We start from the raw sequence: 21,266 nt of genomic DNA, 5'->3' as shown, positions 1-21,266 counted from the left end.
ACCAAAGGCAATGAGGTAAACCATGCGAGTGTTGAAGTTCGGCGGTACATCAGTGGCAAATGCAGAACGCTTTCTGCGGGTAGCCGATATTCTGGAAAGCAATGCCAGGCAGGGGCAGGTCGCGACGGTTCTTTCTGCCCCCGCAAAAATTACCAACCATCTGGTGGCGATGATTGAGAAGACCATCGGTGGTCAGGATGCTTTAGCCAATATCAGCGACGCCGAACGTATTTTCTCTGAGCTGTTGGCGGGTTTGTCCGCCGCGCAGCCGGGTTTTCCGCTGGCTCCGCTCAAAGCCTTTGTTGAACAAGAATTCGCCCAGATTAAACATGTCCTGCATGGCATCAGCCTGCTGGGACAGTGCCCGGACAGCATTAACGCTGCGCTTATTTGCCGTGGCGAAAAAATGTCGATCGCTATCATGGCAGGCCTGTTGGAAGCACGCGGTCATCACGTTACCGTTATCGATCCGGTCGAGAAATTGCTGGCGGTAGGCCATTACCTCGAATCTACCGTTGATATCGCCGAATCTACGCGCCGCATTGCCGCCAGTCGTATTCCAGCAGATCATATGATTTTGATGGCAGGCTTTACTGCCGGGAATGAAAAAGGTGAGTTGGTGGTGTTGGGGCGCAATGGCTCTGACTACTCTGCCGCTGTGCTGGCTGCCTGTTTACGCGCGGACTGTTGTGAGATCTGGACCGATGTCGACGGCGTATATACCTGCGATCCGCGCCAGGTACCCGATGCCCGACTGCTGAAGTCGATGTCTTATCAGGAAGCGATGGAGCTTTCTTACTTCGGCGCCAAAGTTCTGCATCCGCGCACCATTACCCCAATTGCCCAGTTCCAGATCCCGTGCCTGATTAAAAATACCGGCAATCCACAAGCGCCTGGCACGTTGATCGGCGCCAGCAGTGATGAAGACGATTTGCCGGTAAAAGGTATTTCTAACCTCAATAACATGGCGATGTTTAGCGTCTCCGGCCCTGGAATGAAAGGCATGGTAGGCATGGCGGCGCGCGTTTTTGCCGCGATGTCGCGTGCGGGCATCTCGGTGGTGCTGATCACGCAGTCTTCTTCTGAATACAGCATCAGCTTCTGCGTTCCGCAGGGCGACTGCGCGCGTGCGCAACGCGCGATGCAGGATGAATTCTATCTCGAACTGAAAGAAGGCCTGCTGGAGCCGCTGGCGGTGACTGAGCGTCTGGCGATCATCTCGGTTGTGGGTGATGGCATGCGCACGCTGCGCGGCATCTCGGCGAAATTCTTTGCCGCGCTGGCCCGCGCCAACATCAATATCGTGGCCATCGCCCAGGGGTCGTCTGAGCGTTCTATTTCGGTGGTGGTGAATAACGACGATGCCACCACTGGCGTACGCGTCACCCATCAGATGCTGTTCAACACCGACCAGGTGATTGAAGTGTTTGTCATTGGCGTAGGCGGGGTGGGTTCAGCACTGCTTGAGCAGCTCAAGCGCCAGCAAAGCTGGTTGAAGGGCAAACATATCGATCTGCGCGTGTGCGGTGTGGCGAACTCGAAGGCCTTGCTGACCAACGTCCATGGTTTGAATCTGGAAAACTGGCAGGCGGAACTGGAAAGCGCGAAAGAGCCATTCAACCTTGGGCGCTTAATTCGCCTGGTGAAAGAATATCATCTGCTTAATCCGGTGATCGTCGACTGTACGTCTAGCCAGGCGGTGGCGGATCAATATGCTGATTTTCTGCGCGAAGGCTTCCATGTGGTTACGCCGAACAAAAAGGCCAACACCTCGTCGATGGATTACTACCATCAGTTGCGTTTTGCCGCCGCGAAGTCCCGGCGTAAATTCCTCTACGACACCAACGTGGGCGCGGGCTTGCCGGTAATTGAAAACCTGCAAAACCTGCTCAGCGCAGGTGATGAACTACAGCGTTTCTCCGGCATTCTTTCCGGCTCGCTGTCATTTATTTTCGGCAAGCTGGATGAGGGGATGAGCTTCTCTCAGGCCACCACCCTGGCGCGTGAACTGGGTTACACCGAACCCGATCCGCGTGACGATCTTTCCGGCATGGATGTGGCACGTAAGCTGCTGATCCTCGCCCGTGAGACCGGTCGTGAGCTGGAGCTTTCAGACGTGGTCATTGAGCCAGTTCTGCCAAAAGAGTTTGATGATTCCGGTGATGTATCCGCGTTTATGGCGAAATTGCCGCAGCTGGATGACGTCTTTGCCGCGCGCGTGGCGAAAGCTCGTGATGAGGGAAAAGTATTGCGCTATGTTGGCAATATTGAAGAAGACGGCGTCTGTCGCGTGAAAATAGAGGCAGTAGACGGCAACGATCCGCTGTTCAAAGTGAAAAACGGTGAAAATGCGCTGGCGTTCTACAGCCATTACTATCAGCCATTACCGCTGGTGCTGCGCGGATACGGTGCGGGTAATGATGTCACCGCGGCAGGTGTATTTGCCGATCTTCTTCGCACCCTTTCATGGAAGTTAGGAGTCTGACATGGTGAGAGTTTATGCCCCGGCTTCCAGTGCCAATATGAGCGTCGGGTTTGATGTGCTCGGGGCGGCGGTAACCCCGGTAGACGGTTCGCTGTTGGGAGATGTGGTGTCCGTCGAGGCGGCAGACCAGTTCAGCCTGAACAACCTTGGGCGCTTTGCGAATAAGCTTCCGTCAGCGCCGCGGGAAAATATCGTCTACCAGTGCTGGGAGCGTTTTTGTCAGGAGCTGGGTAAAAGCGTTCCGGTGGCAATGACGCTGGAAAAAAATATGCCGATTGGTTCCGGGTTAGGCTCCAGCGCCTGTTCCGTTGTGGCCGCACTGGTGGCGATGAACGAATATTGCGGTAAACCGCTCAACGATACGCGACTGTTGGCGATTATGGGTGAACTGGAAGGGCGTATCTCCGGCAGTATTCACTACGATAATGTCGCCCCGTGCTTTTTGGGCGGCATGCAGTTAATGATCGAAGAAAACGGCATTATCAGCCAGCAGGTGCCAGGCTTTGATGAGTGGCTGTGGGTACTGGCGTATCCGGGGATTAAAGTGTCGACGGCAGAAGCGCGGGCGATTTTACCTGCGCAATATCGTCGTCAGGACTGTATTGCCCACGGGCGGCATCTGGCTGGGTTTATCCACGCCTGCTATTCCCGTCAGCCGGGGCTTGCCGCGAAGCTGATGAAAGATGTTATTGCTGAGCCGTACCGTACCCGCTTGCTGCCTGGCTTTAGTCAGGCGCGTCAGGCGGTAGCGGAAATCGGCGCGCTGGCCAGCGGCATTTCCGGATCAGGGCCGACGCTGTTCGCCTTATGCGATAAGCCGGATACGGCACAGCGCGTAGCAGACTGGCTGGGTAAAAATTACCTACAAAATCAGGAAGGCTTTGTTCATATTTGCCGGCTGGACACGGCGGGCGCACGGGTACTGGGATAATCAATGAAACTCTATAATCTGAAAGATCACAACGAACAGGTCAGCTTTGCGCAGGCCGTCACGCAAGGGCTTGGCAAGAATCAGGGATTGTTTTTTCCGCACGATCTGCCGGAATTTAGTCTGACAGAAGTGGATGAGATGCTGAACCAGGACTTCGTTAGCCGCAGCGCTAAGATCCTTTCCGCATTTATTGGCACGGAGATCCCACAAGAGATCCTGGAAGAGCGTGTGCGTGCGGCGTTTACCTTCCCGGCACCTGTCGCTCAGGTCGAAGGTGATGTCGGCTGTCTGGAGCTGTTCCATGGTCCGACACTGGCGTTTAAAGATTTTGGCGGGCGCTTTATGGCGCAAATGCTGACGCATATCAGCGGCGACAAACCGGTGACTATCCTGACTGCGACATCCGGAGACACCGGGGCAGCAGTTGCACATGCTTTTTATGGCCTGAAAAATGTGCGTGTGGTGATCCTCTACCCAAATGGCAAGATCAGTCCATTACAAGAAAAACTGTTTTGTACGCTGGGTGGCAATATTCAAACCGTTGCGATTGATGGTGACTTTGATGCCTGCCAGGCGCTGGTGAAACAGGCGTTTGATGATGAAGAGCTGAAGATGGCTCTGGGGCTGAATTCGGCTAACTCAATCAACATCAGCCGTCTGCTGGCGCAAATCTGTTACTACTTCGAGGCCGTGGCTCAACTGCCGCAGGAAGCGCGTAACCAACTGGTTATTTCTGTTCCCAGCGGTAACTTTGGCGACCTGACAGCCGGTCTGCTGGCGAAATCACTGGGCTTGCCGGTGAAGCGCTTTATTGCGGCAACTAACGTTAACGATACGGTTCCGCGCTTTCTTGCCGAAGGCGAGTGGGCGCCGAAAGCGACCCAGGCAACATTGTCGAATGCGATGGATGTCAGCCAGCCAAACAACTGGCCGCGAGTGGAGGAACTGTTCCGCCGTAAAATATGGCGTCTGAATGAGCTGGGTTACGCCGCCGTTGACGATGCCACGACGCAGGACACGATGCGTGAGCTGCATGAGTTAGGCTACACCTCTGAACCGCATGCTGCGGTGGCATATCGTGTACTGCGTGACCAGTTGAACCCGGGCGAATATGGCCTGTTCCTTGGCACCGCACATCCGGCGAAATTTAAAGAAAGCGTTGAACAGATTCTGAATGTCACGCTGGATCTACCAAAAGAGCTGGCGGAACGTGCAGACTTACCGCTGCTCTCTCATCATTTGCCTGCTGATTTTGCGCAACTGCGTAAGCTGATGATGACCCGCAGTTAACGGTGGTGCCCGCTGGCGCTTTGCTTAGCGGGCCTACAAAACCTGTAGGCCGGATAAGGCGTTAGCCGCCATCCGGCATGTACACTACTGCTCCTGACGCTTGAACACCAGTTCACCTTTCCGTGATGCCTCTTCATCAAAGAAATAGCCTTCGCTGTTAAAAGCGGTCAACTGTTCTGGCTGTGTTAAGCGGTTTTCAATGATGTAGCGACTCATCAGGCCGCGCGCTTTCTTGGCATAGAAGCTGATGACTTTGAACTTGCCGTTCTTCTCGTCAAGGAAGACAGGCTTAATCAGCTCGGCATTGAGCTTTTTCGGCTTCACGGATTTAAAATACTCATCCGAAGCGAGATTAATCACCACGCTGTCGCCTTGCGCTTCCAGCGCTTCGTTAAGTTTATCGGTGATGGTATCTCCCCAGAACTGGTAGAGATCTTTACCCTTCGCATTGGCCAGACGAATGCCCATCTCCAGACGGTAGGGTTGCATCAAATCCAGCGGGCGCAGAACACCATACAGCCCGGACAGCATGCGTAAGTGCTGCTGAGCAAAATCGAAATCCGCCTCGCTGAAGGTTTCAGCCTGCAGTCCGGTATACACGTCGCCCTTGAATGCCAGAATAGCCTGGCGCGCATTTTCCGGGGTGAAGTCAGGCTGCCAGTCATGGAAACGGGTCGCGTTGAGATCCGCCAGCTTATCGCTAATTCCCATCAGCTTGCCGATCTGCGGCGCAGAGAGCTGACGCGCCACGTGGATTAACTGCTGGGAGTGGTCCAGCAGTTCAGGCTGCGTATGGCGTGTGGTAGCCAGCGGACTTTGGTAGTCGAGCGTTTTTGCAGGTGAAATCAGAATCAGCATATCCAGTCCTTGCAGGAAATTTACTGCGACTTTAGCAAAAAAAACGACAGAATTGATCGATGGTTGCGATTGCCGCGCTATCCGCGCGGCGTTTCATCCCAGCTTTCGGGCGCAAGCTGTTGTCTGATATCAGGATAACGACGCGGATCAAATTCCGGTCTTACGCCAAGTTTACGCTGGCGCAGATAGTCGCTGGCGATGGTATGGACAACCGGAGAAAGCAGCAGAATCGCTGTCAGGTTAGTGATGGCCATACAAGCCATAATGATATCGGCCAACTGCCAGACCAGCGGGAAGCTGACTAACGTTCCGCCGATAACGGTGCTAACGGTGGCGATGCGCAACAGCCAGATGACGCGCATATTGTCCAGTTTCAGGAAGACGAGATTGTTTTCCGCATAGATGTAGTTGGCGACGATCGAGCTAAAGGCAAACAGAATCACAATAAAAGCCACAAATCCGGCTCCCCATTCTCCCGTCAGCGTTACCATTGCTTTCTGGAGTAACTGGATGCCTTCCATGGGCACATAGCTGGCGCCACTGCCTGCCAGCAGAATAATCATCGCGCTGGCCGTACAGACAACGAGAGTGTCGCCTAATACCCCAATCATTTGCACAATGCCTTGTGCCGCCGGATGCGGTGGCCAGGAGGCGGCTGCAGCTGCTGCGTTAGGGGTTGAGCCCATCCCCGCTTCATTAGAGAACATACCGCGTTGAAAACCGCTGGCAATGGCCTGACTCAGCGTATACCCGGCCGCACCCGCTGCGGCTTCTTGCCAGCCAAAGGCGCTTTTTATAATGATGACGATAATGTCGGGAAGCTGCCCGATATGCCACAGACTGATGATGATGCTACATCCAACCCACAGCAGTGCCATCATCGGCACAAACCATTGCATCAGACGGGCAACACCTTTAATACCGCCAATGATCACCAGGAATGACAGTATCGCCAAAGTGATGCCGGAAGTGAGGGGAGGGATGTCGAACGCAAATGCCAATGCGCGGGAGACAGAGTTTGCCTGTACGCTGTTAAAAATCAGGCCGTATGCGATAAGCAAAAAGAGGGCAAAAAGGACGCCCATCCAGCGCATGCCCAACCCACGTGCCATATACCACGCAGGGCCACCGCGGAACTGTCCTTTGCTATCGCGTTCTTTATACAGTTGCGCGAGTGAGCACTCGGCGAATGACGTTGCCATACCAATGACCGCTGAAACCCACATCCAGAAAACGGCTCCAGGGCCGCCAGCGGCGATCGCCAGGGCAACACCGGCGAGGTTTCCGCTACCGATACGCGCGGCAAGACTGGTACACAATGCCTGAAACGAGGTTAAGCCACCCGGCTGCGGACTAATGCTGTTTTTAAGACTTTTGCCAAAATGGCGAATGTAGCGGAACTGCACGAACCCGGTACGCCAGGTGAACCAACATCCTGCGCCAAGCAGGAGGTAGATCATCACCGATCCCCAGAGTATTTCATTAATAAATGAGAAAAAATCAGGCATTAACATCCCTCTTGTTGATGCCGGTACGCGCTAATATTCCCATGTAAGCGCTACCAATTATCGAACAGTATATACCTTGTCAGGAGATTGATTGCGGGAGTTTACCATAACAATGGGGATAACCCTTAATTGCGCATCAGGGGCTTTAAGATGCGTAATCGGGAATGAGCAGTGAGTTGGACAATCCCGGCGGTTGCGCTGAGAGTGCGTCGTGCTATCATCAGGGAAGATCGGTTACATCCCCCTAACAAGCTGTTTAAAGAGAATCGCTATCATGACGGACAAATTGACCTCCCTTCGTCAGTTCACCACAGTAGTGGCCGACACCGGAGACATCGCGGCAATGAAGCTGTATCAGCCTCAGGATGCCACAACTAACCCTTCTCTCATTCTTAACGCAGCGCAGATCCCGGAATACCGCAAGCTGATCGATGACGCTGTGGCATGGGCTAAGCAGCAGAGCAACGACCGCGCACAACAGGTCGTCGACGCGACTGACAAACTGGCAGTCAATATCGGTCTGGAGATCCTGAAACTGGTCCCGGGTCGTATCTCTACTGAAGTTGATGCTCGCCTGTCCTACGACACCGACGCGTCTATCGCGAAAGCAAAACGCCTGATCAAACTGTACAACGATGCTGGCATCAGCAACGATCGCATTCTGATTAAACTGGCTTCAACCTGGCAGGGTATCCGTGCCGCTGAGCAGCTGGAAAAAGAAGGCATCAACTGTAACCTGACTCTGCTGTTCTCCTTCGCGCAGGCGCGTGCATGTGCTGAAGCTGGCGTATACCTGATTTCTCCGTTCGTTGGCCGTATTCTTGACTGGTACAAAGCCAATACTGACAAGAAAGAGTACGCACCGGCAGAAGATCCGGGTGTGGTTTCCGTAACGGAAATTTACGAGTACTACAAACAGCACGGTTACGAAACCGTAGTCATGGGCGCGAGCTTCCGTAACATCGGCGAAATTATTGAGCTGGCAGGCTGCGATCGTCTGACGATTGCTCCGGCACTGCTGAAAGAACTGGCGGAAAGCGAAGGCGCTATCGAACGTAAACTGTCCTTCTCCGGTGAAGTGAAAGCGCGTCCTGCACGCATCACCGAAGCTGAGTTCCTGTGGCAGCACAACCAGGATCCGATGGCTGTAGACAAACTGGCGGACGGTATCCGTAAGTTTGCTGTAGACCAGGGTAAACTGGAAAAAATGATCGGCGATCTGCTGTAATCATTAGAGCGTGGCCCTGATAGGGGTCACGCTACCTCTTCTGAAACCTGTCTGTCCTTCCTTTCGCAGTGTATCATTCTGTTTAACGAGACTGTTTAAACGGAATAATCATGAATACTTTACGCATTGGCCTGGTGTCCATTTCTGACCGTGCTTCCAGCGGCGTTTACCAGGATAAAGGTATCCCGGCTCTGGAAGAGTGGCTGGCGTCTGCCCTTACCACCCCCTTTGAACTGCAAACGCGGTTGATCCCGGATGAACAGGCGATCATCGAACAGACCTTATGCGAACTGGTGGATGAAATGAGCTGCCATCTGGTGCTGACAACCGGCGGAACGGGTCCGGCACGTCGCGACGTGACACCCGATGCTACGCTTGCCGTCGCTGACCGTCAGATGCCGGGCTTTGGCGAACAGATGCGCCAGATAAGTCTGCACTTTGTGCCAACAGCGATCCTCTCTCGTCAGGTCGGCGTGATTCGTAAACAGGCGCTGATCCTGAACCTGCCAGGGCAGCCGAAATCGATCAAAGAAACGCTGGAAGGCGTAAAAGATGCTGACGGTAAGGTTATCGTGCCGGGCATTTTTGCAAGTGTACCGTATTGTATACAGCTATTGGATGGGCCGTATGTCGAAACCGCACCGGCTGTCGTAGCATCTTTTCGTCCGAAAAGCGCAATACGCGATACAAACGCCTGAAAGTAGCCCGATCGTGGCATAAGTGCCAATGACAGTGGAGTATTGAATTGTTTACGATATAGTAATTTTTGCTTTACATATATCGACAGACAGATTCAATAACTCCACTGACTGATGGTTTGCTATGTCACAACACACTCGACCACTGAATCGCCAGGATTATAAAACCCTTACGCTTGCTGCCCTCGGTGGGGCGCTTGAGTTTTATGATTTCATTATCTTTGTCTTCTTTGCCGCTGTTGTTGGCGAGCTCTTCTTCCCCGCTGACATACCGGAATGGCTACGTCAGGTGCAAACCTTCGGTATTTTTGCCGCGGGCTATCTGGCGCGTCCGCTGGGCGGCATTATCATGGCGCACTTTGGCGATCTGGTCGGGCGCAAGAAAATGTTCACCCTGAGCATTTTACTGATGGCGATACCGACACTGGCAATTGGTTTGCTACCCACTTACGCCTCAATGGGGATCGTCGCGCCGTTGCTATTACTGCTGATGCGTATTTTGCAAGGCGCAGCCATTGGGGGCGAAGTGCCGGGCGCGTGGGTGTTCGTGGCGGAACATGTACCGGAGCGTCGCATCGGCATCGCCTGCGGAACGCTGACCGCCGGGCTAACGGTGGGAATTCTGCTGGGGTCGGTAGTCGCGACGTTGGTGAACACCAGCTTTACGCAGCAGGCGGTGCATGACTATGGTTGGCGTATCCCTTTCCTGTTGGGGGGCGCGTTTGGGCTGGTGGCAATGTTTCTGCGCCGCTGGCTGCAGGAGACGCCCATTTTTCTTGAAATGCAGCAGCGTAAAGCCCTGGCGCAAGAGCTGCCGGTGAAGTCGGTGGTGAGCAAACATAAAAAAGCGGTGGTGGTGTCAATGCTACTGACCTGGCTGCTCTCAGCCGGGATTGTGGTGGTGATCCTGATGTCCCCCGTTTGGCTGCAAAAACAGTATGGTTTTGCCCCAGCGCTGACGTTACAGGCGAACAGCGTCGCCACCATTATGCTGTGCGTCGGTTGTTTGCTGGCTGGGTTTATTGTCGACCGGGTCGGTGCCAGCAAAACCTTTATTGTCGGCAGCCTGTTGCTGGCCTGTTCGAGCTGGTTTTTCTATCACCTGACCGGCAGCCATCCTCAGCACTTGTTCCTGTTATACGGGCTGGTGGGGTTATGCGTTGGCGTGGTCGGCGCAGTGCCTTACGTGATGGTGCGGGCGTTTCCGGCGGAAGTCCGTTTTACCGGTATCTCCTTTTCCTATAACGTCTCGTATGCCATTTTCGGTGGTTTGACACCAATCGCAGTAACGGTGTTGATGAGTGTGTCGCCAATGGCTCCGGCCTGGTACGTACTGGCGCTTTCGCTGGTAGGATTAGGGCTGGGGATTTGGCTGCGTCAGGATATTTATCATCGCGATTCGAACGTACAGGCAGCGTTACAGCGTCTGTAAGGATTATCCCCCCTTGCGGGGGGATAAAGGCAGATTAGTGCGCTTCACCAATCGGCAGGATGGTGCGGCCAAACTGTTCGTTCAGCACTTCACCCATCGCCAGGTAAATGGCGCTTGCGCCACACACTAAGCCAACCCAACCCGCTACGTGAATGATTGCTTCGTTACCTGCAATGTTGCCAACGGCCAGCAGGGCGAACAGCACGGTCAGGCTCAGGAATACGAACTGCAGCATGCGCGCGGCTTTCAGCGTACCGAAGAACATGAACAGAGTGAACACGCCCCACAGACCCAGGTAAGCGCCCAGGAACTGACCATTTGTTGCATCTGCCAGGCCCATTTTCGGCATGATCAGGATTGCGACCAGCGTCAGCCAGAACGAACCGTAGGAGGTAAAGGCGGTTAAACCGAAGGTGTTGCCTTTTTTATATTCCAGCAGACCGGCAAAAATTTGCGCGATACCGCCGTAGAAAATGCCCATCGCCAGAATAATAACATCTAAAGCGAAGAAACCCGCGTTGTGCAGGTTAAGCAGAATGGTGGTCATGCCAAAGCCCATCAGGCCCAGCGGTGCCGGATTAGCCAACTTAGTGTTGCCCATAATTCCTCAAAATCATCATTGATTGAATGGTGAAATAGTTTCCCCGAATAACGATCGCTGTCTTCGGGGCGCGGCATAATAATCAGGGGAGAGGGCACTGTCTATGATCTAACGAAGGGAAAATGAATTATTTTCCCTGTGATGGTCATCACGCTTGTGTGTGGTTGAGCATTCTGCGCAGGCAGGCGATGTGGAGTACCGCTGGGATCGTCACGCGATAGGCGCTGCCGCTTACCGCTTTAACCCCGTTTAAGGCCGCACCTACCGGGCCGCCAAGTCCGGCCCCGCGCAGTAACCCGTGCCCGATTACGCTGACGGCGGCGTGGGTTCGCAGAATTTTGGTTAACTGGCCGGAGAGCAGGTGAGAAACGCCTTTTGCCAGGTGACGATCCTTCAATAATAACGGTAGCAGTTCTTCCAGTTCATAAACTTTTGCATCGACCGCCTGCAGAAATTCTTGCTTGTGCTCTGCATCCATTTTCTGCCAGGCGTTGCGTAGAAAGTGCTCCAGCAGAGACTGTTCAATTTCGAACGTGGGCATCTCTTTATCAGCTTTAAGCTTCAGACGCTTCGAAACGTCCAGCAAAATTGCTCGATATAATTTTCCATGTCCACGGAGTTTATTGGCAATGCTGTCGCCCCCATAATGCTGCAGTTCGCCAGCGATCAGTTGCCAGTTGCGGCGGTGCTGTTCCGGATGTCCTTCCATCGATTTAAATAAATCGTTGTGGTTGAGAACGCTCGACAGACGGGCTTTCCCCTTTTCATTATGTGTAAGCAGGCGGGTAATATTGGCGAGCTGTTCCTCACTGCAATGCTGAAGAAAGTCGAGATCGTCGTCATTCAAATAGGTGACATTCATGTTTCTATGGCTTCTGAATAAAAGTATACGGAATTAGTCGTCGCCGATGATTTTCAGCGTCGCCATATCAGAAGAGTTCACCGTATGGCCGGAGAAGGTAATTTTTTTCACGCAGCGCTTATTGTCGTTGTCGCTATTGATGTTGATCCAACTGGTCGTTTGCCCTTCTTTGATGGACGAAGGCACGTTCAGACTCTGGTTGGACATGCGGGCAGCTTTGAAATAAACCGATGCACCACTGAGCTGTAAATCACCATGATCGGCCGTAAGTTGAATGCGTTTCACCACGCGGCAAACGGGAAGTTTCAGCGTCAGATCGTTGGTTTCATTACGGGGCATGGCGATCACGCCGAGGACTTTATGATCGTTCGCTTGTGCGGCGCCGCTTAGCAGCAGGCCCATAAGCAGGCTGGCGGAAAGGGTTAATACGGATTTCATGGAATTTCTCTTTGACGGCTGTAAAAGTGTGTCGTTTCAGACCATCTTACCGCTGTCAGAATCACGATTCATGCTTGTAATCTTTTCTTTTTATTACAATTTTATCGTGAATGATTTTGTCAATTTAATTGGTTTTATGAATTAATTTTAATTGGCGACTATTCATTTTTTTCGGCTTTTTGCCTTTTTTCTACGATTTTATCGCCACGACGCTAAAAAAAATTTTCATGCCCCCCTTGATGACGTGGGTTACGACCCCATCTTGTAAGCAACCGCAGTGGTGAGTCTGAAAAAAAACGATTCAGGGTAGTTGAAACCGCACGTTTCGCCCTTATTACAGATTCACAACCACATGATGACCGAATTTTTAGTGGAGACGTTTAGATGGGTAAAATTATTGGTATCGACTTGGGTACTACCAACTCTTGTGTAGCGATTATGGATGGCACTACTGCACGTGTGCTGGAGAACGCCGAGGGCGATCGCACCACGCCTTCTATCATTGCTTATACCCAGGATGGTGAAACTCTGGTTGGTCAGCCGGCTAAACGTCAGGCAGTGACAAACCCGCAAAACACCCTGTTTGCGATTAAACGCCTGATTGGCCGCCGCTTCCAGGACGAAGAAGTACAGCGTGATGAAGCCATCATGCCGTACAAAATCATCGGTGCTGACAACGGTGATGCATGGATTGACGTAAAAGGTCAGAAACTGGCACCGCCGCAGATTTCTGCTGAAGTGCTGAAAAAAATGAAGAAAACCGCTGAAGATTACCTGGGTGAACCGGTAACTGAAGCCGTTATCACCGTTCCTGCATACTTTAACGATGCTCAGCGTCAGGCAACCAAAGACGCCGGTCGTATCGCAGGTCTGGAAGTAAAACGTATCATCAACGAACCAACCGCAGCTGCGCTGGCTTACGGTCTGGATAAAGAAGTCGGCAACCGTACTATCGCGGTATATGACCTCGGTGGTGGTACTTTCGATATCTCTATTATCGAAATCGACGAAGTTGACGGCGAAAAAACCTTCGAAGTTCTGGCAACCAACGGTGATACCCACCTGGGTGGTGAAGACTTCGACAGCCGTATGATCAACTACCTGGTTGACGAGTTTAAGAAAGATCAGGGTATCGACCTGCGTAATGACCCGCTGGCGATGCAGCGTCTGAAAGAAGCCGCTGAGAAAGCGAAGATCGAGCTGTCTTCCGCTCAGCAGACCGACGTAAACCTGCCGTACATCACTGCAGATGCGACCGGTCCGAAACACATGAACATCAAAGTGACTCGTGCAAAACTGGAAAGCCTGGTTGAAGACCTGGTTAACCGTTCTATCGAGCCGCTGAAAGTTGCTCTGCAGGATGCTGGCCTGTCCGTATCTGATATCAACGACGTTATCCTCGTTGGTGGTCAGACGCGTATGCCGATGGTGCAGAAAAAAGTCGCTGAGTTCTTCGGTAAAGAGCCGCGTAAAGACGTTAACCCGGACGAAGCCGTAGCAATCGGTGCTGCTGTTCAGGGTGGTGTATTGACCGGTGATGTTAAAGACGTGCTGCTGCTGGACGTTACCCCGCTGTCTCTGGGTATCGAAACCATGGGCGGCGTGATGACTCCGCTGATCGCGAAAAACACCACCATCCCGACCAAGCACAGCCAGGTGTTCTCTACCGCTGAAGACAACCAGTCTGCGGTAACCATCCATGTGCTGCAGGGTGAACGTAAACGTGCTGCTGATAACAAAGATCTGGGGCAGTTTAACCTGGATGGTATCAGCCCGGCTCCACGCGGTATGCCGCAGATCGAAGTTACTTTTGACATCGATGCCGACGGTATTCTGCACGTTTCAGCGAAAGACAAAAATAGCGGTAAAGAGCAGAAGATCACCATCAAGGCTTCTTCTGGTCTGAACGAAGAAGAAATTCAGAAAATGGTTCGCGAAGCAGAAGCGAACGCAGAATCTGACCGTAAGTTTGAAGAGCTGGTTCAGACCCGCAACCAGGGTGACCATCTGCTGCACAGCACTCGCAAGCAGGTTGAAGAAGCAGGCGACAAACTGCCGGCTGACGACAAAACTGCCATCGAGTCTGCACTGACCGCGCTGGAAACTTCTCTGAAAGGTGAAGACAAAGCGGATATCGAAGCGAAAATGCAGGCGCTGGCACAGGTTTCCCAGAAACTGATGGAAATCGCTCAGCAGCAGCACGCACAGCAACAGGCTGGTGCAGCAGGCGCTGATGCTTCTGCAAATAACGCGAAAGATGACGACGTTGTCGACGCCGAGTTTGAAGAAGTGAAAGACAAAAAATAATCGCCCTTTGAACGGGTAATTACTGGCACGGGCGAAGAGGTTTCCTCTCCGCCCGTGCACGCATGTTAGGGGCAGATAAAAAGAGATGGCTAAGCAAGACTATTACGAGATTTTAGGCGTTTCCAAATCAGCGGAAGAGCGTGAAATCAAAAAGGCCTACAAGCGCCTGGCCATGAAATATCACCCGGACCGCAACCAGGGTGATAAAGAGGCCGAAGCCAAGTTTAAAGAGATCAAAGAAGCGTACGAGATCCTGACCGATGCGCAAAAACGTGCGGCCTACGATCAGTACGGTCATGCTGCGTTTGAGCAAGGCGGCATGGGCGGCGGCGGCGGTTTTGGCGGCGGGGCTGACTTCAGCGATATCTTTGGTGACGTGTTTGGCGATATCTTTGGCGGCGGTCGTGGTCGTCAGCGCGCCTCACGTGGTGCTGATTTACGTTACAACATGGATCTCACTCTGGAAGAAGCCGTGCGTGGCGTCACCAAAGAGATCCGTATTCCGACTCTGGAAGAGTGTGACGTCTGCCACGGTAGCGGCGCGAAGGCGGGCACTCAGCCGCAAACCTGTCCAACCTGTCACGGTTCCGGTCAGGTGCAGATGCGTCAGGGCTTTTTTGCCGTACAGCAGACCTGTCCACACTGTCAGGGCCGCGGTACGCTGATCAAAGATCCGTGCAACAAATGCCACGGGCATGGTCGCGTTGAGAAGAGCAAAACGCTGTCTGTTAAAATCCCGGCTGGGGTTGATACCGGCGACCGTATCCGTTTGTCTGGTGAAGGCGAAGCCGGTGAGCATGGCGCACCGGCAGGCGATTTGTACGTTCAGGTGCAGGTGAAACAGCACCCGATTTTCGAGCGTGAAGGCAACAACCTGTACTGTGAAGTGCCGATCAACTTTGCGATGGCTGCGCTGGGCGGCGAGATTGAAGTCCCGACGCTGGATGGCCGTGTGAAGTTAAAAATTCCGGGTGAAACGCAAACGGGCAAACTATTCCGCATGCGTGGCAAGGGCGTTAAATCTGTTCGCGGCGGCGCACAGGGCGACCTGCTGTGCCGTGTGGTTGTTGAAACCCCGGTGGGCCTCAACGACAAGCAGAAACAGCTGCTGAAAGATCTGCAGGATAGCTTTGGTGGCCCGACGGGTGAACAAAACAGCCCACGTTCCAAAAGCTTCTTCGATGGCGTGAAGAAATTCTTTGACGATTTGACGCGCTAAAATAAAAGTAGAGAAAAGGCCATTTCAGCGATGAGATGGCCTTTTTTTTACCTGGCAGACGGATATCCAGACCCTTACTGGCATCGGACATATTATTTTACCTTGTTGGGATAGTATGATGTGTGGAGTAGTGCTACGGTTTTAGAACTAACATCTTTTTTGGTTATTCACCGCCGCATACCTGGTTGATGTGATTGTTTTAACATCAATAAATAATCACGATCCACCTAATTTAAAAGGCAACTACAGTTATATTTCTGGCGAAATAATTACTTATCTCCTCTCAAACAACATATTCTGACACTCTTCCAGTAATAACGATCTACCTTCCTTGATGTGAGATTTACATCACTATCCTGTCATTATATTCCATTATTATTTTTCACCGCAGCAATACAATATTTATTGATGGATTAATTATAATTGTGGGGAATACATTCAATGCCTCGGATAAAAAATGGACTATTAACTTGTCTTATACTTACAGTGCCCTCTCTTTTTAGCCATGCAGCACAAGCTCTGGAGTATAAAAATTCTTTTGGATCGATTAATGCCGGTTATGCCGACTGGAATAGCGGATTTGTCAATGTACATCGTGGCGAGGTTTGGAAAGCAACAGCTGATTTTGGTGTCAATTTCCGAGAAGCCGAGTTTTACTCATTTATTGAAAGTAATGTTTTAAATCATGCTGTTGCCGGTCGAAATCATACAGTGTCGGCGATAACCCATGTGCGTCTTTTTGATTCTGATTATACCTTCTTTGGCAAGATTTATGGCCAGTGGGATAACGCATGGGGCGACGATCTGGATATGTTTTATGGGCTGGGTTATCTCGGCTGGAGCGGAGATTGGGGGTTTTTAAAACCTTATATAGGTTTGCATAATCAATCTGGCGATTATGTCTCGCAACGATACGGACAAACCAGCGGCTGGAATGGCTACGTTATTGGCTGGACTGCGGCTTACAACTTTACCTTATTTGGCGAGAAATTTGTTTTATCTGACTGGAATGAAATTGAGCTTGATAGGAATGATGCTTATGCGGAGCAGCAATTTGGCCGGAGTGGATTAAATGGCGGTTTAACACTGGCGTGGAAATTTTATCCACGATGGAAAGCTACGATGACGTATCGTTATTTTGAAAACAAATTGGGTTATGACGGTTACGGGGATCAGATGATTTATATGATTGGGTATTCATTTTAAATAAAACCAAAGGATCGGAAATGAAAAAAACAGTCGTGGCGAGTTTGGTTGGACTGGCGTTATGTGCCGGGAGCACATTACAAACAACATATGCAGCTTCAGCAAAACAGCCTAATTTAGTGATTATTATGGCTGATGATTTGGGTTATGGCGATCTCGCGACTTATGGCCATCAAATCGTCAAAACGCCTAATATCGACAAGCTGGCGCAGGAAGGGGTGAAATTTACCGACTACTATGCGCCCGCGCCGCTGTGCTCTCCTTCTCGTGCTGGTTTATTAACGGGACGTATGCCATTCCGTACAGGGATCCGTTCCTGGATCCCTGAAGGCAAAGATGTCGCGTTGGGACGGAATGAACTGACGATTGCCAACCTGTTAAAGCAACAGGGGTATGACACGGCGATGATGGGGAAATTGCACCTGAATGCCGGGGGCGATCGCACCGATCAACCGCAGGCGAAGGACATGGGGTTTGACTACACCCTGGTAAACCCGGCGGGATTCGTCACGGATGCTACGCTTGGTAACGCAAAAGAGCGTCCCCGCTATGGCATGGTGCATCCTACTGGCTGGATTCGTAATGGACAGCATATTGGTCGTGCGGACACCATGAGCGGCGAGCTTGTCAGTTCTGAAGTCGTCAACTGGCTGGATAACAAGAAAGACGACAAACCGTTCTTCTTATATGTCGCGTTCACGGAAGTTCACAGCCCGCTGGCCTCGCCGAAAAAGTACCTCGATATGTATTCGCAATATATGAGCGCTTACCAGAAACAGCATCCGGATCTGTTTTATGGCGACTGGGCGGATAAGCCGTGGCGAGGAACGGGTGAATACTACGCGAACATCAGCTATATGGATGCTCAGGTCGGTAAAGTAATGGATAAGATCAGGGCAATGGGGGAAGAAGATAACACCATTGTCATTTTCACCAGTGATAACGGCCCAGTGACACGCGAGGCTCGCAAAGTGTATGAACTGAACATGGCGGGTGAAACGGATGGGCTTCGCGGTCGTAAAGATAACCTTTGGGAAGGCGGTATCCGTGTTCCGGCAATCATCAAGTACGGTAAACATATTCCGCAGGGGATGGTAACGGATACGCCAGTTTATGGTCTTGACTGGGTGCCGACGTTAGCAAACATGATGAATTTTAAACTGCCAACAGATCGTACCTACGATGGGCAGTCTCTGGTTCCATTACTGGAACAGAAAACGTTAGCACGTCAGAAGCCACTCATCTTTGGCATTGATATGCCGTTCCAGGATGATCCTACTGACGAATGGGCGATCCGTGATGGTGACTGGAAGATGATTATCGATCGTGAGAATAAACCCAAATACCTCTACAACCTGAAAAAAGATCGCTTTGAAACTCTTAATCAGATTGGGAAACAACCTGAAATCGAGAAACAACTGTATGGCAATTTCCTGAAATACAAACAGGATATTGACAACGATTCGCTGATGAAAGCTCGCGGTGACAAGCCAACGCCAGTCACCTGGGGCTAATTGAATAATTACAAGAAACATAAGGTATGCCACTTAGGGCTATGCCCGCCTGGTTCAGCGCTTTTGTGTTGAGCCAGGTTCTTTTGTTTATGGAACTATCGCGATGCAAACAAAAAGTTGTCAGGTCATGATTAAACCGACAGGCTCGGTATGTAATCTGGACTGTAAATACTGTTTTTATCTGGAAAAGGAGATGCTTTATCCGGATAGAAAAGCGAATTACAGAATGTCAGATGACATGCTCGAGTTATTCATCAAACAGCATATTGCCGCGCAGGATGTGAATGACGTGATTTTTGCGTGGCAGGGGGGAGAACCTACGCTGATGGGGCTGGTATTTTATCGGCGAGCGCTAGCATTGCAGCAGCGTTATTCTGGCGGTAAAACGATTATAAATACCTTCCAGACTAACGGCATATTGATTGACGACGAATGGGCTATTTTTTTTAAGCAGCATGCCTTCCTGGTGGGCGTTTCTATTGATGGTGATGCCGCGTTACATGATGAATGGCGGGTTACTCGTTCGGGTAAACCGACGCATGGGAAAGTTGAACAGGCCGTTAAATGCCTGGTACGCCACGGTGTAGAATTTAATACGCTGACGGTGGTGAATCGCACGAATATGCTTCACCCGGTGCGGGTCTATAACTATCTGAAAAGCATTGGCAGCCGCTATATGCAGTTTATTCCGCTCATCGAAAGAAGCGCTGAAGAGGGCTATGTTGGTCTGGCACATCCTGAAGGCGGACAAACAAGAATGATGCCGTGGTCGGTTGCTTCATTGCAATTTGGCCATTTTCTCAACGCTATTTTTGATGTCTGGGTCCGTAACGATATTGGTGATATCGGCATACAAATGTTTGAGCAGACGCTCGCGGCGTGGTGTGGGTTACCGCCACAGGTATGCGTGTTTGCGCCAACCTGCGGTAGCGCATTCGCAATGGAAATGAACGGTGATGTGTATAACTGCGATCACTTTGTGTATCCACAATATAAGTTGGGGAACATTCAAGATTCGACGCTGCGCGCGATGAACAATAGCGAAAAAAACCGGCAGTTTGGCGAGGATAAGCGACGCACAATGGCACAAGAGTGTGACGCCTGCTCATGGCAGTTCGCCTGTTATGGCGGTTGTCCTAAGCACCGTTTTTTGCCGTCAATATCAGGTAAAAGAAATCACAACTATTTGTGCGCGGGATATAAGGCGTTTTTCTCTCATACCGCAATGACCATGAGTGCCATGAAAACACTCTACGAAAATGGTTTTTCACCTGTAGAGATAAAATCAGTATTTGCTTGAACTTATCGTATTCGCAGGGAGTGAATATGTTTTCTTGGATTAATGTCGATAGTTGTAAAACGCTCGGTTGCAAAAATATGGGTATGTTGAACAGCCCGGATTACCAAAACCAAGGGAAAAATATACTATGCCGGGCCTGCGGTTTTCTCTTCCCCATTATTTCGGAACGGTCGCTCAACCGTTTTTGTCAGTCGGTCAATCAGGCATGGAAAGGGCTGATAAAATCCTGCCCTCATTGCGGGGGGATTTCACTCAAAAAGTACGGTTTTTCTGCGCAAGGAGAACCGCGTATTTACTGTCAGCGTTGTCATAAAACATTTATTTCTCCTGTCAGGCAGAAAACAGATGCACGTCAGGATTATCTCGCTACGCTGATTCAGGAAGGTGCGACGCTTTCGGATATTCGCAGCGCGCTCGTGCTGGATAGCACCGGGTTGAATCGGGAGTTACAGAAACTCTCTCGCAGCGCAAATCTGGCAGAACGCGAATTTACTTTTCCTACATTTGATATCGCCATGAGCACGCGCGCTTTTCGGATCAAATTTAACGGTGGTGATAGTTTTCTGTATGTGTTGGTCACTGCAGAAGAGAATACTGGTCGAATTGTTGCCGTGACCACAAATTACTCAGCTCATCCCGTAGAAGCTGAGTATCAGTATTATTCTAACTATGAAGAACGCCTTCCCCCCGGTACGTTGGTGCATATTGTGCAACGTAAAGAAGTGATAACGATGCGGCGGGAGACGCTTTTTGATGTGGATTACGGCCCCGCAATATTGCACAAAAATGATCCGGGGATGTTAGTTAAACCCGTTTTACCAGCTTATCGCCATTTCGAGTTGGTTAAAATGCTCACGGATGAACGCTCTCTCAATATTCAGCATTACCTCGATCAGGAATGCTTTATCCTGGGAGGATGCATGATGGCGAATATACAGCATGTTCAGCAAGGGCGTTGCCATATTGCTTTTGTGAGAGAACGCGGAGAATCAGCACCGCAAAAAGATATTCCGCCAAGGTTGTTTCTGGGGGGCGGCATCCGTAATAACGTTTGGCGAACATTCTCCACGCGTGACTACGCGCTGGCAGTATGCAACTTAACGGAGAACCGAAAAACGAGTATGCAGCGCAGCGCCACGCTTGTGAGTGCGACCCGCTTTATCCATTTTATCGATACACATCCTTTTCTGGCACACCTCAACCGTATGTCTCCGGCAAATGTGACGGCAACACTGAACCATCTAAGATACGCGTTTAATGCGAGGCATCACTCAGATGCAGACTAACTAATACTGTGTTCTCTCATTAGATAACGCTCGGAAAAACCGATTCATACATCATAAATAATCTAATTTTAACGAGCTTTTTGGGGGTGTAAGATAGTAATTA

Annotated in this window: 17 protein-coding genes; 12 read left to right on the top strand and 5 right to left on the bottom strand. The window is 51.1% G+C overall.

The window, feature by feature from the left end; all coding sequences use genetic code 11:
- Positions 1-22: 22 nt before the first annotated feature.
- From thrA to thrC, 3 genes are read left to right on the top strand one after another with little or no spacing between them, the layout of a single operon-like run.
- Positions 23-2,485 carry a bifunctional aspartate kinase/homoserine dehydrogenase I gene (gene thrA, locus OGX91_RS14735; RefSeq protein ID WP_199947461.1) on the top strand — a complete coding sequence of 821 codons (2,463 nt, stop codon included), beginning with the start codon at positions 23-25 and terminating at the stop codon, positions 2,483-2,485.
- 1 nt (position 2,486) lies between these two features.
- Entirely contained in the window at positions 2,487-3,416 is a 930-nt protein-coding gene (thrB, locus tag OGX91_RS14730) for a homoserine kinase (protein ID WP_005124056.1), read from the top strand.
- 3 nt (positions 3,417-3,419) lie between these two features.
- Positions 3,420-4,706, top strand: coding sequence for a threonine synthase (gene thrC, locus OGX91_RS14725; protein WP_005124058.1), 1,287 nt, complete (start codon positions 3,420-3,422; stop codon positions 4,704-4,706).
- An 84-nt stretch (positions 4,707-4,790) separates the two neighbouring features.
- Here thrC and yaaA read toward each other — a convergent pair whose 3' ends face one another.
- Both yaaA and OGX91_RS14715 read right to left on the bottom strand, forming a co-directional pair.
- On the bottom strand, positions 4,791-5,564 hold the full coding sequence (gene yaaA / locus OGX91_RS14720; RefSeq protein WP_199947462.1) for a peroxide stress protein YaaA: 774 nt from the start codon (positions 5,562-5,564) through the stop codon (positions 4,791-4,793).
- A gap of 77 nt (positions 5,565-5,641) precedes the next feature.
- Positions 5,642-7,072, bottom strand: coding sequence for an alanine/glycine:cation symporter family protein (locus OGX91_RS14715; protein ID WP_005124062.1), 1,431 nt, complete (start codon positions 7,070-7,072; stop codon positions 5,642-5,644).
- Positions 7,073-7,346: 274 nt separating this feature from the next.
- Here OGX91_RS14715 and tal point away from each other — a divergent pair, with 274 nt between their 5' ends.
- The 3 genes from tal (at position 7,347) to OGX91_RS14700 (ending at position 10,430) form a co-directional block, all read left to right on the top strand.
- Positions 7,347-8,300, top strand: a complete 954-nt coding sequence (gene tal / locus OGX91_RS14710; protein WP_005124064.1) for a transaldolase — start codon at positions 7,347-7,349, stop codon at positions 8,298-8,300.
- A gap of 110 nt (positions 8,301-8,410) precedes the next feature.
- Positions 8,411-8,998 carry a molybdopterin adenylyltransferase gene (mog, locus tag OGX91_RS14705; RefSeq protein WP_003018973.1) on the top strand — a complete coding sequence of 196 codons (588 nt, stop codon included), beginning with the start codon at positions 8,411-8,413 and terminating at the stop codon, positions 8,996-8,998.
- Positions 8,999-9,122: 124 nt separating this feature from the next.
- A complete protein-coding gene (locus OGX91_RS14700) occupies positions 9,123-10,430 on the top strand; it encodes an MFS transporter (RefSeq protein ID WP_286626634.1) in 1,308 nt (435 codons plus the stop codon).
- 34 nt (positions 10,431-10,464) lie between these two features.
- On the opposite strand, the gene satP is transcribed toward OGX91_RS14700, so the two are convergent.
- The 3 genes from satP to OGX91_RS14685 form a co-directional block, all read right to left on the bottom strand.
- Positions 10,465-11,031 (bottom strand): acetate uptake transporter, encoded by a 567-nt coding sequence (satP, locus tag OGX91_RS14695; RefSeq protein WP_286626632.1) that lies wholly within the window; start codon positions 11,029-11,031, stop codon positions 10,465-10,467.
- 148 nt (positions 11,032-11,179) lie between these two features.
- Complete coding sequence (msyB, locus tag OGX91_RS14690) at positions 11,180-11,893, bottom strand: acidic protein MsyB (protein ID WP_286626631.1); 714 nt, start codon at positions 11,891-11,893, stop codon at positions 11,180-11,182.
- Positions 11,894-11,926: 33 nt separating this feature from the next.
- Positions 11,927-12,331 carry a DUF2541 family protein gene (locus tag OGX91_RS14685; RefSeq protein ID WP_005124069.1) on the bottom strand — a complete coding sequence of 135 codons (405 nt, stop codon included), beginning with the start codon at positions 12,329-12,331 and terminating at the stop codon, positions 11,927-11,929.
- Between the two features lie 384 nt (positions 12,332-12,715).
- Here OGX91_RS14685 and dnaK point away from each other — a divergent pair, with 384 nt between their 5' ends.
- From dnaK to OGX91_RS14655, 6 genes are all read left to right on the top strand, one after another.
- Positions 12,716-14,638: a molecular chaperone DnaK gene (dnaK, locus tag OGX91_RS14680; RefSeq protein ID WP_003018959.1), complete on the top strand. Its 1,923-nt coding sequence runs from the start codon at positions 12,716-12,718 to the stop codon at positions 14,636-14,638.
- Positions 14,639-14,723: 85 nt separating this feature from the next.
- Positions 14,724-15,857 (top strand): molecular chaperone DnaJ, encoded by a 1,134-nt coding sequence (dnaJ, locus tag OGX91_RS14675; RefSeq protein WP_003837322.1) that lies wholly within the window; start codon positions 14,724-14,726, stop codon positions 15,855-15,857.
- Positions 15,858-16,298: 441 nt separating this feature from the next.
- Positions 16,299-17,063, top strand: coding sequence for an outer membrane protein OmpK (locus OGX91_RS14670; RefSeq protein WP_040230187.1), 765 nt, complete (start codon positions 16,299-16,301; stop codon positions 17,061-17,063).
- A gap of 20 nt (positions 17,064-17,083) precedes the next feature.
- On the top strand, positions 17,084-18,577 hold the full coding sequence (locus OGX91_RS14665) for a sulfatase family protein (protein ID WP_286626628.1): 1,494 nt from the start codon (positions 17,084-17,086) through the stop codon (positions 18,575-18,577).
- A 103-nt stretch (positions 18,578-18,680) separates the two neighbouring features.
- Positions 18,681-19,877: an anaerobic sulfatase maturase gene (locus OGX91_RS14660; RefSeq protein WP_040230186.1), complete on the top strand. Its 1,197-nt coding sequence runs from the start codon at positions 18,681-18,683 to the stop codon at positions 19,875-19,877.
- Positions 19,878-19,903: 26 nt separating this feature from the next.
- Positions 19,904-21,163: an IS1/IS1595 family N-terminal zinc-binding domain-containing protein gene (locus OGX91_RS14655; protein ID WP_149691189.1), complete on the top strand. Its 1,260-nt coding sequence runs from the start codon at positions 19,904-19,906 to the stop codon at positions 21,161-21,163.
- The last annotated feature ends 103 nt before the right edge of the window (positions 21,164-21,266 follow it).

Origin of the sequence: Citrobacter sp. Cpa228, from assembly GCF_030333085.1 — a bacterium.
Lineage (GTDB): Bacteria > Pseudomonadota > Gammaproteobacteria > Enterobacterales > Enterobacteriaceae > Citrobacter > Citrobacter pasteurii.
This window is presented reverse-complemented; position numbering and strand designations above follow the sequence as displayed.